The organism is Pseudomonas sp. PS01300, assembly GCF_029960155.1.
GTDB classification, from domain to species: domain Bacteria; phylum Pseudomonadota; class Gammaproteobacteria; order Pseudomonadales; family Pseudomonadaceae; genus Aquipseudomonas; species Aquipseudomonas palmensis.
In genome coordinates this window covers 39840-56894 of the sequence record NZ_JASCPN010000025.1, presented here as the reverse complement: position 1 = coordinate 56894, position 17055 = coordinate 39840, and the positions used below count along the sequence as shown (strand labels likewise).

The window sequence follows — 17055 nt, the reverse complement described above, 5'->3', positions numbered from 1 at the left end:
CCCCTGACACTTTTCCCTTTTCACTCGGCATGGAAGCTAGTTAGCACTATTGCGCCGAGGAACCGCTGCATGTCCCGTCCCCTTGAAAAGCTGTTGCGTCATTGCCTGCTGACCCTGGCCCTGACCAGCACCGCCGCCATCGCCGCCGAATCGAGCGCCGCGCGCAGCTACAGCCTGCCCGCCGGGCCGTTGTCGACCACCCTCAACCTGATCGCCAGCCAGGCCGGCATTGCCCTGACCCTGGACCCGAGCCTGGCCAGCGGACGCACCTCGGCGCCGGTCAGCGGCCAGTACGACGGCCTCGGCGCCCTGCAGGCCGCCCTGCGCGGCACCGGCCTGCAACTGCAGCAGAGCAGCGCCGGCACCTACAGCCTGATCGCCGCCCCCGAAGGCAGCCTGGCCCTGCCGGAAACCAGCATCAACGCCGCCGGCGACTACGAGAGCGCCTGGGGCCCGGCCACCGGCTACGTCGCCACCCGCACCGCCGCCGGCACCAAGACCGACACTCCGATCGTCGAGGCGCCACGCTCGATGTCGGTGATCACCCGCGAACAGCTCGACCAGCGCCAGGTGCTCAACCTCAACGACGCGCTGCGTTACACCGCGGGCGTGCAAAGCAGCGGCTATGGCTCGGACTCGCGCGCCGACTGGCTGCGCGTGCGCGGCTTCGACCCCACCCAGTTTCTCGACGGCCTGCCGCTGCCCAAGGGTTCGTTCGCCAACCCCAAGGTCGAACCCTGGAACCTGGAACGCATCACCGTACTGCGCGGCCCGGCCTCTTCGGTGTATGGCCAGACCCCGCCCGGCGGCATGCTCGACATGCTCAGCCGACGCCCGCAGGCCGAAAGCGCGCACCAGATCGAAGCCCAGGTCGGCAGCAACGAACACCGGCAGATCAACTTCGACAGCACCGGCAAGATCGACGACGCCGGCCAGTTTCTGTACCGCGTCAGCGGCGTGGTACGCGACAGCAACGCACCGGTCGACCATATTCCCGACAAGCGCTACAACCTCGCCCCCAGCCTGACCTGGAACGTCGACGACGACACCAGCCTGACCTTCATCTCGCAGTTCACCCGCGACGATACCGGCATCACCGGGCAGTTCCTGCCCTTGCAGGGCACCCGGCTGGCCTCGCCTGCCGGGGCGAAGATTTCCCATCACAAGAACCTCGGTGAGCCGGGCTGGGACTTCTACGACCGCACCTACTACGCCCTGGGCTACGCCTTCGAGCACCGCCTCGACGACGTATGGCAGCTGCGCCAGAACCTGCGCTACACCAAGAGCGACCTGTCGTTCCGCGCGGTCAACGTGGCCACCTTCAATACCGTAGAACCCGACGGCACGGTCAACCGCGAGGCCGGGATCGTCAACGAAGACATCAGCCAGTTCGCCGTCGACAACAACCTGCAGGCCAACTTCAGCACCGGCGCGCTGGAGCACACCCTGCTGCTGGGCCTGGACCATCAGCGCTCCAACACCAACTACCAGTGGCTGTATGGCGGCTCGTACAACTACGACGCCAACGGCAACATCAGCGGTATCAACGTGCCGCCAATCAGCGTGATCCGGCCGGTGTATGGCGCCGACATGTCCAACGTGAACTATTTCGCGCTGCAGGACTACGGCCAGAAAACCCGCCAGACCGGCGTCTACGTGCAGGACCAGATCGCCCTGGACAACTGGCGCCTGACCCTGGGCGGGCGTGAGGACTGGATTCACACCGGCACCACCTTCCACAACAAGGGCGACGCCACCAGCACCCAGCGCGACAAGGCCTTCACCGGCAACGTGGGCCTGAGCTACGTGTTCGACAACGGCCTCACCCCGTACCTGTCCTACACCGAGTCGTTCCAGCCGACCACCGGCGCCAACGTGGATGCAGCACAGTCGTTCAAGCCCACCGAAGGCCGCCAGTACGAAGTGGGCGTCAAGTTCCAGCCGGTGGGCAGCAACACCCTGCTGACCGCAGCCGCCTACGACCTGCGCCAGAGCAACGTGAAGGTCACCGAAGGCAGCATCTCTCGCAGTGTCGGTGAATTGCAGGTGCGCGGCATCGAGCTGGAAGCCACCAGCGCCATCACCGACAACCTCAAACTGGTCGGCTCCTACACCTACACCGATACCGAGATCCGCAAGGGCGTGCCTGGCGAAGTCGGCAACCGCATGGCGCTGATCCCGCGCAACCAGGCCACCCTGTGGGCCGACTACACCTGGCACGCCGGCCCGCTGGACGGCTTCGGCATGGGCGCCGGGGTTCGCTATGTCGGCGATACCTACGGCAACACCGCCAACACCGAGGTGGCGCATGTAGGCTCCTACACCGTGTACGACGCTGCCGTGCACTACGACCTGGGTCGCCTGGACAGCAGCATGAAGGGGCTGAGCGTGGCGGTGGAAGCCAAGAACCTGTTCAACAAGGACTACCTGGCCAACTGCGACGGGTTCTGGTGCTACTACGGCGACCAGCGCAACGTGGTCGCCAGCGTGAACTACACGTTCTAGGGCCAACGATGAAGAGCCAAACCATACGTCGCTGGTCGTGGGTGCATACCTGGAGCAGCCTGGTGTGCACGCTGTTTCTGCTGTTGCTGGCGCTGACCGGGCTGCCGCTGATCTTCCACCACGAGATCGACCACCTGCTGGGCGATGCGCCCGAGCTCAAGGTAATGCCGGCCGACACACCCAGACTCGACCTGCAGGCCCTGGTGCTCAAGGCCCAGGCCCATCGCCCGGGGGAGGTGATGCAGTACTTCGGCTGGGACGAGGACGACAGCAACGGCGTGATCGCAATCATGGCCGCCACCGCCGGTACCGAGCCCAACTCGTCGCACACCTTCATGCTCGACGGGCGTACTGGCGAGGTGGTGGAGATGCCCTCGGCCAACGGCGGCTTCATGCTGACCATGCTGCGCCTGCATGTGGACATGTTCGCCGGCTTGCCGGGCAAGCTGCTGCTGGCCTTCATGGGCCTGCTGTTCGTGGTGGCGATCATCTCCGGGGTGGTGCTGTACGCGCCATTCATGCGCAGGCTGAAGTTCGCCACGGTACGCCACGACAAATCGCGGCGCCTGCGCTGGCTCGACCTGCACAACCTGATCGGCATCGTGACCCTGACCTGGGCGCTGGTGGTGGGCGTGACCGGGGTGATCAGCGCGCTGTCCGACCTGGTCATCGCCGCCTGGCGCAACGACAGCCTCAGCGCGATGATCGCACCGTACCGCGATGCACCGCCGCTGACCGCACTGGCCCCGGCCAGCCGTCTGCTGGACATTGCCGCCGAGGCGGCGCCGGGCATGCAGCCGGACTTCATCGCCTTCCCCGGCACGCGCTTTTCCAGCGAGCACCACTATGCGGTGTTCATGAAGGGCAGCACCCACCTGACCGCTCACCTGCTGACCCCGGTACTGATCGATGCCAGCACCCTGCAGGTGACGGCGATTGGCGAGCGGCCGTGGTACATGGACGCGATGGGCCTGTCGCAGCCGCTGCACTTTGGCGACTACGGCGGCCGGCCGATGCAGATTCTATGGGCGCTGCTGGATGTGCTGACGATCATCGTGCTCGGCAGCGGCGTGTATTTGTGGTGTGTACGCAGGCGACGTGATGAAGCGTGAATCGAGGTTCTGGAAGGTGTTCGGCATGCCGGGCCTGATTGCCCTGCTGGGCGCAGTGGGGCTGTTCGCGGCGCTGCTGGGGGATGGCCCGTGGGATGTGCTGGCGTGGGTGGGGCTGGCGCTGCCGGCGGGTTACAGCCTGTGGGGCTTGTGGCCGGCCTCGAAATAGCCTCGCTGGCAAGCCGGCAAATGGGCAATGCCACTCTAAAAGACTACCGCACACCGGCACTGTGTACCTCCTAGCATGGCCCGCTCCTCTTTCAGGAGCCGTGCCATGAAACCGCTAGAACGCCTCGAATCCCTGAATCTGCAGATCAAGGCCCTGCTCCAGGGCCTTCCCGACAGCCCGAACCGCACGCAGCTGCACGGCGACCTCGCCGCCTGGTGGGCCCAGACCGATACCGCCGGGGCCACCCGGCAACAGCGTCTGGTGCAGTTGCATCGCGAGCAGTTGCGGGCAGAACTGATACTGCGCCAGACCGACGAAACCCTCACGCCGACGCACGTCTCGCTGCTGCAAAACCTGCTGGATCTGCCGTACAGCTGGCAACGCCTGCACCTGCCGCTGGATACACGCCCACAGGTCTACCGTCCGTTGCTCAGCACCAGCCGACCCAATTGGCGGGCACACCTGGCCGGTGTACTGGTACTGACGCAAAACGGCCCGCAAGGTCGCGTCATCGAGGCCCACGAGCAGGTCGGGCGCGTGCTGCTGTGCAGCCTGGCCCACGGCATCGAAGCCTTCGACAGCCTGGCCGACCTGCATGTAGAACTGAGCGAACGGCTGGACGACCCGTTGCAGGCGCTGCCACTGCTGCGTCTGCTCACGCGCCCTGATGATCCGCAACAGGCCACGCAGGCCGAACGCCTGCGCTATGACTGGTTTGCCGACGACGCCGTGGAGCACCAGATCGAACGCCTGTACGACGCGCAACGTGCACGCCTGGCGAACGTCTGGCGTGCAGACCCGCCACATCAAGCCCTGCGGGCGCAGGCACTGAACGTTGAACAGCACATCCTGGGTCAGGGCGCGTTGGCCACTCGCTACGCCCTGCTGCTGGAAAAGAACCTGCCCGCCTGGATCGGCAACACCTCCCAGCAAGGCCTCAGCGAGATCACGCAGAGTCTGCAAGAACTGGCCATCGCCTTCGAACAGGCTGGCGCACCGGGAATTCCCACCCTCGAGCAGTTCCGCCAGCACAACAGCCTGCTGGCCTGGGCCGATAGGCAGATCAGGCAGCGCCTGCACCATGACCTGGGCCTGGACCTGGACCCGACACGCCTGCGCATCAGTGTCACCCAGGCACGCCAGATCGGCCCGCTGCTCAACCCACTGCTGCCCAGCAGCTATATCCCGGCAGCTAGCCGGCCTCAGGTGGGCGACACCATCGAGCTGGTAAGCACTACCTACAGCCTGCAGGAACTGGCCCTGCTCAATGTCGCCTGGCTGGATGTGGACTACTGGCTGACGGCCCGGGTGCATGACACCGGCGGCAAGCCCGTGCCGGGCGTGGACGCTGGGTACCTGAAACAGCTGGTGCGCAGCCTGAATGTGGGCAGCAGCTATGCCGACTTCCTGCGCAGCCAGTTGCTCGATTCAGCCGACGGTCGTTGGCGACAGGCCGCCTACATACGTATCAGCCACGCCCGCATGCGCGCCGAAGTGATCAAGGCGCGCTATGCCGGGCATTTCGCACCCGACCGTCGCGAGCGCGGCTACCAGTGGGCCAATACCGTTTTGCAGCATGCCGACAGCAGCCTGCGCCCCAGCGTGGAAGGCCACCGCCTGCAAGTACGCCAACTGCTTGTAAAGGGCAGCACGGTCGAGGGTGTATTGCTGATAGGTGTCGAGGATCAGAGCGTGCCGTCGTTTGTGTTATACGCGCCGGATGTGCCAGACCGACGCCCCTGGCGCGAATACCGCAATACCCGCGAACTGCTGCGCAGCTTGAGGGACACCCCGGAATTGCGCAGCTATGTGCTCAAGCGGCTGCCCCACGCCCTGGCGGACAGTGTGGGCAAAATGCTGCTCAAGGGCCGGCTCGGCCCGCACGTGCAGCGCCCGCCCATCGAGGGCCACCTGTTCAAGGCAATGTACAACGCCGAAGTACAGGCCCTGCTGGCCGAGGCCGACGCAGGCAGCCGCACCACCGGTCAGGTCGATGCAGAGCTGGCCATCGAAGGCGCCTGGCTACTGGTGGATCTGATCTGCCTGGTCCTGCCCAACCGCGTCCTGACCCCACTGGCGTTCGGTCGTATGGCACTCGCCATCTGGGAAGGGGCTCAAGCCCTGGCACAGGAAGACCGCGAGGGTGTATGGCGGCACACGTACCAGGCGCTGGGCCAGTTCGGCGATGCACTCACCAGCAGCATGGGCGGCTCTACCCGCGTACGCCGCCTGTTGCGCAACCTCCCGCATAGGCCCCCGCTGCCACTGCCCAAGCGTCTTTCGGTCAAGGTCGACAGCGCTAAACTGCGCTACCGCATCGATGACATCCACGAAGAAGGGATCTACGAAAAATCGTCTCCCTATCCCGGCGTGCCGCAGTACTACGTGGGAGACAAGGAGGGACTTTTCTACCAGGTCACTTTCGACGGCAGGCGCTGGCGAGTGATCGACCCGGACCAGCCCAATGCTTACCTGCAGTTGCCACTCAAACGCCTGGAGAACGGGGACTGGTGTATAGATTCGCCGGTGTTCTGGCACGACGGCCTGCCCGACCTGCACCAGCTGTTCGACGACTGCCGCAGCACCACGGCCCTGCATGGCACTGCCGTGCAGGGCCTGGCAGGGCTGTTCGAAGACGAGGGTCAGTTGTACCTTCACACCCAAGCCGGGCAACTGCTGCTGCGTGGCCACCTGGTGCAGGCCCACTATCACCTGCTGATCCCGCCATCACGACAGGCCGCCGTGCCGGCATGGGCCACCGTGCGCCGGGAAGCCTCGGCCTGGCAGGTACGGGTGCGACAGACGGGCCTCAGCAGCGACTGGATGGCGCTGCCGGGCGATTACTCGGTAATGCGCGGCAACAGCTGATCGAGGCGCTGGTGCAACGCACTGTCCGCCGGCCAGTTGCGCAACAACCGCGCCCGGTCACGGGCGAAGGCCTTGGCGAAACTGAGTTGGGTGGCGTGCTGGCACATCGCATCAAGGTCGATCAGCGACCATTGACCGTCCTGCCAGAACAGGTTGTGACCCTTCAGGTCGCCGTGGCTGATGCGTTCGCCCATCAGCTGCTGCAACAGGGTCTGCAGCGCTTGCAGCTGCTCCTCTGGCACCTCGGCGCTGTCGACGTAGGGCGCAAAGCTCTCGATCAGGTCCGGCCCGTCGGCATACTCGGTCACCAGGTACGCACGGCTGCGCAGCCCCAGCACACGCTGCTCCAGCACCGCCAGCGGCCTGGGCGTGGCGATGCCGAGGAACTCCAGGCGATGCCCTTCGATCCACGAATGCCAGGCCCGGCTGGGGCGCCAGAAGCGCTTGAACCAGTGGGCGGTGTTCTTGATGTTGTAGCGCTTGAGCACCAGGCTGCGACCGCCCGCCTCGACCCGTGCCACGCTCGCCGCGCCGCCAGTCTTGTACAGGTGGCCCTGGTCGATTAGCGCGTCGGCCTGCTCCAGCACCGGCAGCATGGCCGCCACCTCCGATCGACGGATCGCGCGCAGGCCCGAGGCCCCGCGCTGCACGCTGAACAGCGTGCACTCGCGACCGGCCTTGTCTAGGTAGTCCTTCAGACGCCAGCTGCGCACCTTGTCGATCTGCTTCTGCAAGGCTTCCAGCGGCAGCGCATGCTCGCCGTTGACCAGCACGTAGTGCACCAGCAGTTCCTCGACGAAGGGCTCCAGGCGCTTGGGCAACTGCGCAAAGAATACCCCCAGGTTCTGCAGCACCTGCTGACGCGACAGCGGCTGGCCCGGGGTTTCGGCCTTCACCCCCGCGCCATCGATCAGGTACAGCTCCCCGCCATGGCGCAGCAGGTTGTCCAGGTGCAGGTCGGCCTGCCACAGGCCCTTGGCATGCATCTGCGCCACGGCGCGCAGGGCTTCGCCCAGCACTTCCTGCTGGGCATCGGCAAGCACCGGCAGGCCCTCGACCGCCGCCCAGGCATCCGCCAGGCTGTGGGCGTGCTCAAGAAATTCGAACAGCAGCCAGCCGCCCTCGCCTTCACGCAGGCCGTCGGCCAGCAGCAACGGCGTGGTCAGCCCCTGGCTGGCCAGCAGGCGCGCACCGTCCAGTTCGCGCTGGAAGTGGCGGGCGGCGCTGCTGCCCACCAGCAGCTTGGCCAGCACCGGCTTGCCACGCCAGATCCCGGCACCGACATACCGCTGCCCCGGCAGCACCCGCAGCAGGCTGAGCAGTTGCAGCTCGGCCGGCCCGGCGGCGTCGGCCAGGGCAATGCTCAATGGCAGTTGCGGGCTGCGCCCGGCGTCCTTGAGTTCAGACAAACGCATCAGCGGGCCTCTTTTTCACGACGGCGATGCAGCAGGCGCTGCAGCCAGGTATCCACCAGCGTACTGTCGGCCGGTTGCTCCAGGTAGGCGGCCAGCATCAGCCGTACATCGCTCTCGCTCCATGCGCCGGCACGACGCAGCAGCGGCTCCAGGTCCTTGAGGCGATCACGCTGGCCCAGCAGCAGCGGCCGGGTTTTCTCCAGATCGATCAACTGCGCCTGCCAGCCTTCGCTGCGCTCGCGCAAAAAGATGTGCTTGGGGTAGAAGCAGCCATGCACCTGCCCCGCCGCGTGCACCGTGCGGGCCAGTTCGCCACAGGCGCGCAGGATGCCCTGGCGTTGCTCCAGGGCCAGTTGCGGCCACTGCCCGAGCAGGTGGTCAAGATCGCTCCAGTCATCCAGCGCACGGGTCATCAGGATCGCGCGGCGCTCGCCGTCGACCCTGCGCTCGGCGTAGAACACCGCCTGCAAGGCCGGGATCTGCAGCTTCTGGTAGCGCTTGATGTTGCGAAACTCGCGGGCGAAAGTCGGCTCGCCGAAGGGGCTGTGCAGGGTGCGCGTGAGGTAGTCGCTCTGGCGCTTGAGGTAGAACCCCTTGCCCTCCAGCTCCAGGCGGTACACGCGGCTCCAGCCGCCGCGCCCGGTGTTGGGCTCGTCCACGGCGTCCAGCTGCAGCGCCCACAGTGCCTCGAAGCTGTTCAGGCCGTGGCGTTCAAGCAGTGCAGCTTCGGCACTGGCCAGGAAATCACTCATTCGCGCCCCTCGAAAAACGTCACGACGTGCCGCACGCGGCGCTTGTCCGACGCGTTCAGGCGATCGCGACGGCGATATTGCAGGTAGAACCGCAGGCGCTGGGTGGCCGACAGGTGATACTTGGCCACCTTGTCCAGGCAGGCCAGGTCCTTGGTGATGCGATAGCGCAGCATGAAGCCGACCCAGAACGCACCGGTCGGGCAGTCGATGAAGAACAGCATGCCCTTGTCATCGACCAGCAGGTTGCGCCACTTGAGGTCGTTGTGGGTGAAGTGATGATCGTGCATCACCCGCGTGTGGCGGGCCAGCTGTCGGCTGACATGGTCGACCCAGCCGGCATCTGCCAGACGCGGGTCGTTGCGCTTGGCCAGCGCCGAGAGGTCCTCGGTGCGCGGCAGCTCGCGGGTGATCATGGCGCCCCGGTGGAAGGCGAAGCCTCGCCGTTCCAGGCCGCAGGCCACCACCTCGGCGGTGGGGATGTCCCACTTGGCGAACTGCTTGAGGTTCTGCCACTCGGCCTTGATCCGCGGGCGCCCCAGGTAGCGGCGCAGGCCCTTGCCGGCGCCGGTGTAGCGCTTGACGTAGTAGTTCACCCCGCCGCGCTCGACGCGAATCACTTCGCTGAGCGGGTCGTGGGTGAGGCGTTCGCCCTTGAGCGCGAACACCGCGTCGATGCTGCCGAAATCCTGTGCCAGGGCCGCGTAGGCCGGCTCCAGTGTCCAACCCGCCATCAGAGCGCGTCCCCATACCGTTGTTTACGCTCGTAGAGCTTGTTTGCCTTGCCCTCCAGCCAGCGCAGCAAGGTGGCGTGCTCGGCCAGGATCTGGCGCAGCGGCTGCTGGAAGTAGCCGCGCAGAAAGCGCAGCTTGTCGCGTCGGGTCAGGCCGATGTCCAGCGCCGAGAAGTACAGCGCGGCCAGGTCCTTGTCGCGCCAGCGTCGGGAAATGCTGGCGCGGGTCTGGGCCCGGTGCAGGTCGATCACCGACAGCCTGAAGTCGTCCGGGGTTACCGGGCGGTCGGTGTGCAGCAGAAAGTGGCAGATGTAGCAGTCGCGGTGGTTGACCCCGGCGCGGTGCATCATGCCGGTCATGCGCGCCACCTCGGCGATCAGCGCACGCTTGAGACGCGGCGCCGGCGGCGTCCTGACCCAGTCGAGGCTGAAGTCCTCGAGGCTGACGGTGGGCGCCAGCTCCTCGGTGACGATGAACGAATGCTGGGTCGCCGGGTTGCTGCCGCGTTCGCCGTAGGCCACCGCGGTCATGGTCGGCACGCCGACTTCGTGCAGGCGCTGGATGGCCTGCCATTCCTGTCCGGCACCGAGCACCGGCAGCTTGGCGGTGAACAGGTTCTTGAAGATCTCGCCCCAGCCGATGCCGCGGTGGATCTTGACGAAATAACCGTTGCCCTCGACCTCGGTGCGCAGCGTGCGCCGGCCTTCCAGCTCGCGGTACACCTCGCCTTGCAGGGCCTCGACGGCGTCGAAGGCATCGCGCCCGGCCCACAGGCGCTTGAAGGGTTCAGCCAGTATCAGTTTCATGCGCGCTCCTGCGCCAGGATCACGTCGGCCGCATGCTGCGGCATGCTGTACAGGTCGGCGGTGTCGGCGAATGCCAGGCCGTTGCGGCCCCAATCGGCACGCGCCGCATCGTCTTCGAGCATACGTTGCAGGTAGCGGTTGAGTTGCTCCTGCTCGAACGGCTCGTCGAGCACCAGGCCGGCATCGGCCTCAGCGATGTAATGGGCATAGCCGCACACTGCCGAAACCAGCACCGGCAACCCGGCCACCACGGCTTCGAGCAGCACGGTGCCGGTGTTCTCGTTGTAGGCCGGGTGGATCAGTGCGTCGGCCCCGAGCAGAAAGCGCGGGATATCGCTGCGGCCCTTGAGGAACTGCACCTGCTCGGTCAGCCCCAGCGTCGCGCTCTGCAGCTGGAACACCTTGGGGTCGTCCTGGCCGATGACCATCAGCCGGGTGCGCTTGCGCAGGCTGTTGGGCAAGGCGGCCAGCGCCTTGAGGCTGCGGTCCACGCCCTTGGTCTTGAAGCCCGAGCCGATCTGCACCAGCAGGCGCTCGTCGTCCGCCAGGTTGAACTCGCGGCGAAACTCGGCGCGGATCTCGGCGGCATTGGCCGGCGCCCGGCGGTCCTGGCTGATGCCCGGAGGCAGCAGGTGGAAGCGCTCGGCGGGGGTGTCGTAGTGCTTGACGAACAGCGGCTGCTGGACCTCGGAGATCATCAGGATCTGGGTCTTGGCGTCCTTGCCGAACACCGCACGCTCGTACTCGGCAAAGTGGCGGTAGCGGCCCCAGCGGCGGTACAGCGAGTGGCGCAGGTTCTGCGCCTTGTCCTCGAAGCAGCCGTCGGCGGCGTAGTACACGTCCAGCCCCGGCATCTTGTTGAAGCCGATCAGGCGGTCGACCGGGCGCCTGGCCAGGTCGGCCTGCATCCAGTCGGTGAGCTTCTCGTTGCGCCGATGGTTGAACAGCGCCTTGACCGGCGCCACCAGCACTTCGAAGCCCTCGGGCACGTCGCCCTCCCAGATCAGGGTATACACCCGGATCTGGTGGCCACGGCGCTGGCACTCCAGGGCGATGCGCATGAAGTCACGCTGCAGGCCGCCGAAGGGGAAATACTTGTAGAGCACAAAGGCCAGTTGCATCAACGCACATCCTCTGCCCGCAGCAACGCGCTCAACTGGCTCGCCACACGCTCGGGGTTCAGGCGAGTGAAGCACAGCGGCCACTCGCGTTTGAGATCGAACCGGCGCCGGTCGTCGGCGCTCGGCTTGTAGGTGCACTTCTTCTGCAGGCACGGGGCGCAGGGGAAGTCACTGCCCAGGTGCACCTGGGCCTTGCCGTAGGCCCCGGTCAGGCCCGGGTTGGTAGGGCCGAACAGCGACAGGGTAGGCACATCGAGTGCCGCCGCCAGGTGCCCCAGGCCGGTGTCGACGGCCACGCAGGCCTTGGCGGCAGCCAGCACCCGGGCGACCCCGGCCAGGTTCAGCCTGGGCAGCACCTGGGCGTTCTTCAGGCCTTGGGCGATGCGCTCGGCGCGGGCCTTTTCGGCCGGGTTGCCCCATGGCAGGCAGATATGCAGGCCGGCACGCCCCAGGCGTTCGGCCAACTGGCGCCAGTACAGTTCGGGCCAGTGCTTGGTGTCCCAGGTGGTGCCATGCAGGAACACCACGTAGGGCTTGGTGGGTATCTCTTCCAGGCGCGAGCGATCCAGGCCGTAGTCACCCAGCCCCGAGGGCAGGTCGTAGCCCAGCGCCAGGGCGAACAGCTGGCGCACCCGCTCCACCGCATGCTGCCCGCGGGCCACCGACAGGCGCCGGTCGTAGAAGCGGCTGGCCAGCCCCTCGCGTGCCGAGTAGCGGTCCAGCCCGGCCACCGGCGCCTTGACGTAGCGGGTCAGCCAGGCGCTTTTCACCAGGCCCTGGGCGTCGATCACCAGGTCGTACTTGCGCTCGCGCAGGCGCTTCTTGAACTGGCGCCATTCGCCGTTCTTCAAGGTTTGCCAGAGGTTCTTGCGCCAGCGACGGATGGCCACCGGGATCACGTGATCGACCGCAGGGTGCCAGGTGGGGATTTCGGCGAAGCCTTCCTCGACCACCCAGTCGAAGCGGATGCCGGGAATGGCGTGCGCCGCGTCGGTCAGTGCCGGCAGCGCGTGGATGACATCCCCCAGCGAGGAGGTCTTGATCAACAGTACCCGCAACTTAATCGACCTCGACCGTGACGTCGACCAGCGACGGACCGTTGAGCCGCTGCAACGCCGAGGCCACCGCCTCCGGTTCCAGCAGACGCAGGCAATTGTAGTGGCCGAAGCGGCAGGTGCGATCGAAGCACGGGCTGCATTCCAGCCCCAGGCGCACCACCTCGACCTGGTCGGCCAACGGTGGGGTGAAGCCCGGCGAGGTCGACCCGTACACCGCCACCAGCGGGCGATTGAGCGCTGCGGCCACGTGCATCAGCCCCGAATCGTTGGACACCACCGCATCGCTGCACGACAGCAGGTCGATCGCCTCGGCGAGCGAGGTCTCGCCGCTGAGGTTCACCGACTCTTCACGCAGGCCCGGGATCAGCCACTCGCGGATCGATTCACCTACCGCATGGTCGTTTTTGGAGCCGAACAGCCACACCTGCCAGCCTTCGCGAATCTTGATTTCCGCGACCTTGGCGTAATGCTCCGAGGGCCAGCGCTTGGCCTCGCCGAACTCGGCGCCGGGGCACAGCGCCAGCACCGGGCGGTCCAGGCTCAGGCCGAACTTGGCCAGCGCCGCATCGCGGCTGGCGGTCTCGATCTGCAGGCTGGGGCGCGGATAGGGTTTGGGCAGCTCGGCACCGGCGGGGTAGCCCAGGGCCATGAAGCGCTCGATCATCAGCGGGTAGCGCGCCTTGTCGAGGGTGCGCACATCGTTGAGCAGGCCGTAGCGCAGCTCGCCACGCCAGCCGGTGCGCTGCGCGATACCGGCAAAGAACGGCACCAGCGCAGACTTGAGCGAATTGGGCAGCAGGATCGCCTGGTCGTACTGACCGGCCAGCGACTTGCCGATGCGCCGGCGCGTGGCCAGTTCCAGCGCGCCGTGGCCGAGCGGGAAGCTCAAGGCCTGGCGCACTTCGGGCATGCGCTCGAGGATCGGGCGGCTCCATTCGGGTGCCAGCACATCGATCACGCACGCGGGGTGACGCTGCTTCAGCACATGGAACAGCGTCTGCGCCATTACCATGTCGCCCACCCAACTGGGCCCAATGATCAAAATTCTCATGCTTTATCCAGAAACGATCAGGGAGGCTACAGCCTGTTTTCCAACAGCCTGGCCTCCCCTCTTTATAATCAGGCGTGGTGCGACCAGTGTACGCCACTCAGTGTAGGACGTGGTCGCCGCCGCTTCATTGCGCCGTATCGCCTGGTGGCTGTTCAGCCCGTGTTCAGGTCAACCCCAGCTCGCCCCAGATGCGCCGTACCTGCCGGCGCTCGTCGACGAACTGCCCGGCGTCGATCACCCCGGCCTGCTTCTGCAAGGCCTGGCGGTGCGCGGCGGAGCGGAAGGCCTTGTACACTTCACGCAACAAAATTGCATCGCTGGCCGGCATCAGCCCGACCTCCTCCAGCCCTTCGAGAATGCGGATGTTGTCGGTGTAGCGCAGCAGTGCCGGGTGCGTGTGGGACCAGGCCAGGGCCGCGTATTGCACCATAAATTCAATATCGACGATACCACCGGCATCCTGCTTGATATCGAAGGCAACCCCGCTGTCGAAGGCGTTGGGCCCAAGCCCGGCCTGGGTCGCCCGGGTGCCGAGGTTGTCGCGCATCTTGGCGCGCATGTCGCTGACTTCGGCCCGCAGCTTGTCCAGGTCGCGGGCCTGTCCCAGCACTTGCGCCCGCACCCCCTCGAAGGCCGCCCCCACCTGCGGGCAGCCCACCAGCACCCGCGCACGCACCAGTGCCTGGTGTTCCCAGGTCCAGGCCTCGTTGCGCTGGTAGCGCTCGAAGGCGCCCAGCGAACTCACCAGCAAACCCGAAGCGCCGGACGGGCGCAGGCGCATGTCCACGTCATACAGCTGGCCGGAGTTGGTCTGGGTGGTCAGCAGGTGAATGATGCGCTGACCCAGGCGGGTGAAGAACTGCGCACTGTCGATGGGCTTGGCGCCATCGGTCTCGGCCTGGGGGTCACCGTCGTGGATGAACACCAGGTCCAGGTCCGAGCCGTGGCCCAGCTCGATGCCGCCGACCTTGCCATAGCCGACGATGATGAAGCCGGGGTCGCACAGGCTGCCATCGCTGCGCTTTGGCTGGCCATGACGCGCCACGGTCTGGCGCCAGGCCAGGGCCAGCACCTGGTTGAGAATGGCTTCGGCCAGCCAGGTCAGGTAGTCGCTGACCTTCATCAGCGGCAGGTTGCCGGCGATTTCCGAGGCGGCCACGCGCAAGCTGTGGGCCAGCTTGAAGTGACGCAGCGCTTCCATCTGCTGTTCAAGGTCATCCTCGGGGATGCGCGTGAGACGCTCGCGCAGCTCGGCGGCCAGCTCCGGTGCTTGGGGCGGGCTGAACAGGCGGCCTTCGTTGAGCAGTTCATCGAGCAGCAGCGGGAAGCGCGTGATCTGCTCGGCGATCCACGGGCTGGCGGCGCACAGGGTCAGCAGGCGGCGCAACGCACCGGGGTTTTCGGTCAGCAGCACCAGGTAGGCCGAGCGCCGCGCCACGGCCTCCACCAGCGGCAGCACGCGTTCGAGCACCAGGTCCGGGTCGGCATGCTCCACCGCCTGCGCCAGCAGGCGCGGTATAAAGGCATCGAGGCGTTCGCGGCCCAGGCGCTGCATGGCGCGCAACTGCGGGCTGGCGCGCAGGCTGGCCAGCTGCTTGAGCGCCCTGGCCGCATCGGCGAAGCCGGCGTCGGTCAACTGGCGGCAGGCGGCCTCTTCGTCCTGGGCTTCTTCCCACAGGGGCAGCCACTCGCCACCGACCACCACTTCGCCCTCTTCGCCTTCCTCTTCATCGGGGTCGGCGATCACCTGGCGGAAGTGCCAGTCGATGCGCCCGCGCCAGTGCATCAGTTGCGCGTGGAAGCTCGCCCAGTCGGCAAAACCGAGCATGAAGGCGATACGTGCGCGGTCCAGTTCGTCGTCGGGCAGCATCTGGGTCTGGCGGTCGGCGATGGCCTGGATGGCGTGTTCGGTATAACGCAGGAACTCATACCCTTCACGCAGCTCGCTCACCACCGCCGGCGGCAGGTAGCCCTGGCCTTCGAGCGTCGCCAGCACCTTGAGCAACGGTCGCTGCTGCAGGCTCAGGTCGCGCCCGCCGTGGATCAGCTGGAACGCCTGGGCGATGAACTCCACCTCGCGGATGCCACCGGCGCCCAGCTTGATGTTCTCGGCCATGCCCTTGCGCCGCACCTCCTGCTGGATCAGCTGCTTCATGGTGCGCAGCGCCTCGATCGCCGAGAAGTCCAGGTAGCGCCGGTACACGAACGGGCGCAGCAGGTCCTGCAGCTGCGCGCCGGCCTGCTGGTCGCCGGCCACTACGCGGGCCTTGATCATGGCGTAGCGTTCCCAGTCGCGGCCCTGGTCCTGGTAGTACTGCTCCAGTGCATTGAAGCTGAGCACCAGCGCGCCGGACGAGCCGTAGGGGCGCAGGCGCATGTCGACGCGGAACACGAAGCCGTCGACGGTGATCGGGTCCAGTGCCTTGATCAGGCGCTGGCCCAGCCGGGTGAAGAACTCCTGGTTGTCCAGCGGGCGCTTCACGCCCACGGTTTCGCCGCCCTCGGGGTAGGCGAAGATCAGGTCGATGTCCGACGACAGGTTCAGTTCCACCGCCCCCAGCTTGCCCATGCCCAGCACCACCATCTGCTGGGGCAGGCCGCTGCGATTGCCGGTGGGGGTCCCGAACTGCGCGCACAGGCGCGGGTACAGCCATTGATACGCCTGGTCGATGGCGGCATCGGCCAGGTCGGACAGGTCGCGGCAGGTCTGCACCAGGTCGGCCTGGCGGGTCAGGTCGCGCCAGATGATGCGCACCTGCTGGCGGGTGCGCTGGCGGCGCAGGTTGCGCGCCAGTTCGTCTTCGCTGCCGGCGGCCTGCGCCGCACCGGCCACCTGGGCACACAATTCGCCGGCGGCGAAGGCGCGGTCGAGCTCGCCGCTGGTGGCTAGGGCCAGCAGCATCGCCGGGTCGCGCACGCTCTGTTCAAGCACGAAATCGCTGGCTGCCGCCACGCGGGCGAACTCGGCCCAGCGCTGCTCGTTCCAGTCGTCCAGGCTCAGCCCGTCGACGGCCGCGACGGCGTTGCGCAAAGAGGTGGCATTACGGCTGACCAGCGGTTGCAGGGCAGCGGGCAGTTCGGCCAGCAGGGGCAGGCTCATGGTCTATCCTTGATCGGCGTGAAAGGGTTGGTGGCACTTGTGCAAGGGAACTCGGCGTACGGTTCGACTGTCGTACAAAGGTCATAAATAGCTGAAAAACGTAATTCTTTGATAGAAATCATCGCAAACAACCGCATGCCGACCAGTTTTTAACCACCGGTATCGTTTTATCCCACAACCCGAACAGGGGCCACGAGCCTTATCCGTGTAGTTTTACTACTGCTTTTTTACTGTCAACGCATGTAATGAGGATCGATTTGTAGTAAAACTACACGCCGCCGGTACAACGCCCGGTAATCCAAGAATTTCATGTCGTCTGCCCAAAAGGCCAGTCGCAAACTCAGGCAACCGATTCTGGAAGCCTTTC

The 17055-nt window shown here is 66.3% G+C and carries 12 protein-coding genes; 4 read left to right on the top strand and 8 right to left on the bottom strand.

All coding sequences use genetic code 11. The features are described 5' to 3' along the window. Positions 1-69: 69 nt before the first annotated feature. The 4 genes from QMX96_RS14210 to QMX96_RS14195 all read left to right on the top strand — a co-directional run bounded on the left by QMX96_RS14210 (position 70) and on the right by QMX96_RS14195 (position 6654). Complete coding sequence (locus QMX96_RS14210) at positions 70-2505, top strand: TonB-dependent siderophore receptor (protein ID WP_282361939.1); 2436 nt, start codon at positions 70-72, stop codon at positions 2503-2505. An 8-nt stretch (positions 2506-2513) separates the two neighbouring features. Then, a complete protein-coding gene (locus QMX96_RS14205) occupies positions 2514-3617 on the top strand; it encodes a PepSY-associated TM helix domain-containing protein (RefSeq protein ID WP_282361938.1) in 1104 nt (367 codons plus the stop codon). Continuing rightward, positions 3604-3786 (top strand): hypothetical protein, encoded by a 183-nt coding sequence (locus tag QMX96_RS14200; RefSeq protein ID WP_282361937.1) that lies wholly within the window; start codon positions 3604-3606, stop codon positions 3784-3786. Before QMX96_RS14205 ends, QMX96_RS14200 begins: the two co-directional genes overlap by 14 nt. Before the next feature lie 105 nt (positions 3787-3891). Next, positions 3892-6654 carry a DUF6543 domain-containing protein gene (locus QMX96_RS14195; RefSeq protein WP_282361936.1) on the top strand — a complete coding sequence of 921 codons (2763 nt, stop codon included), beginning with the start codon at positions 3892-3894 and terminating at the stop codon, positions 6652-6654. Here QMX96_RS14195 and QMX96_RS14190 read toward each other — a convergent pair. From QMX96_RS14190 to glnE, 8 genes are all read right to left on the bottom strand, one after another. Next, a complete protein-coding gene (locus QMX96_RS14190; RefSeq protein ID WP_282361935.1) occupies positions 6627-8069 on the bottom strand; it encodes a lipopolysaccharide kinase InaA family protein in 1443 nt (480 codons plus the stop codon). The genes QMX96_RS14195 and QMX96_RS14190 overlap by 28 nt on opposite strands. Beyond that, entirely contained in the window at positions 8069-8821 is a 753-nt protein-coding gene (locus tag QMX96_RS14185) for a lipopolysaccharide kinase InaA family protein (RefSeq protein ID WP_054915989.1), read from the bottom strand. The genes QMX96_RS14190 and QMX96_RS14185 overlap by 1 nt, the downstream gene beginning before the upstream one ends. Further along, positions 8818-9552 (bottom strand): lipopolysaccharide kinase InaA family protein, encoded by a 735-nt coding sequence (locus QMX96_RS14180; RefSeq protein WP_043863661.1) that lies wholly within the window; start codon positions 9550-9552, stop codon positions 8818-8820. The genes QMX96_RS14185 and QMX96_RS14180 overlap by 4 nt, the downstream gene beginning before the upstream one ends. Beyond that, the gene (gene rfaP / locus QMX96_RS14175; protein WP_058541815.1) at positions 9552-10358 is read right to left on the bottom strand and encodes a lipopolysaccharide core heptose(I) kinase RfaP; all 807 of its coding nucleotides are present in this window, start codon (positions 10356-10358) and stop codon (positions 9552-9554) included. The genes QMX96_RS14180 and rfaP overlap by 1 nt, the downstream gene beginning before the upstream one ends. Beyond that, entirely contained in the window at positions 10355-11479 is a 1125-nt protein-coding gene (locus QMX96_RS14170; RefSeq protein ID WP_088514278.1) for a glycosyltransferase family 4 protein, read from the bottom strand. The genes rfaP and QMX96_RS14170 overlap by 4 nt, the downstream gene beginning before the upstream one ends. Beyond that, entirely contained in the window at positions 11479-12537 is a 1059-nt protein-coding gene (gene waaC, locus QMX96_RS14165; protein ID WP_054915991.1) for a lipopolysaccharide heptosyltransferase I, read from the bottom strand. The genes QMX96_RS14170 and waaC overlap by 1 nt, the downstream gene beginning before the upstream one ends. A 1-nt stretch (position 12538) precedes the next feature. Further along, positions 12539-13588 carry a lipopolysaccharide heptosyltransferase II gene (gene waaF / locus QMX96_RS14160; RefSeq protein ID WP_043863657.1) on the bottom strand — a complete coding sequence of 350 codons (1050 nt, stop codon included), beginning with the start codon at positions 13586-13588 and terminating at the stop codon, positions 12539-12541. A 163-nt stretch (positions 13589-13751) separates the two neighbouring features. Beyond that, a complete protein-coding gene (glnE, locus tag QMX96_RS14155; RefSeq protein ID WP_282361933.1) occupies positions 13752-16688 on the bottom strand; it encodes a bifunctional [glutamate--ammonia ligase]-adenylyl-L-tyrosine phosphorylase/[glutamate--ammonia-ligase] adenylyltransferase in 2937 nt (978 codons plus the stop codon). Between the last annotated feature and the right edge of the window lie 367 nt (positions 16689-17055).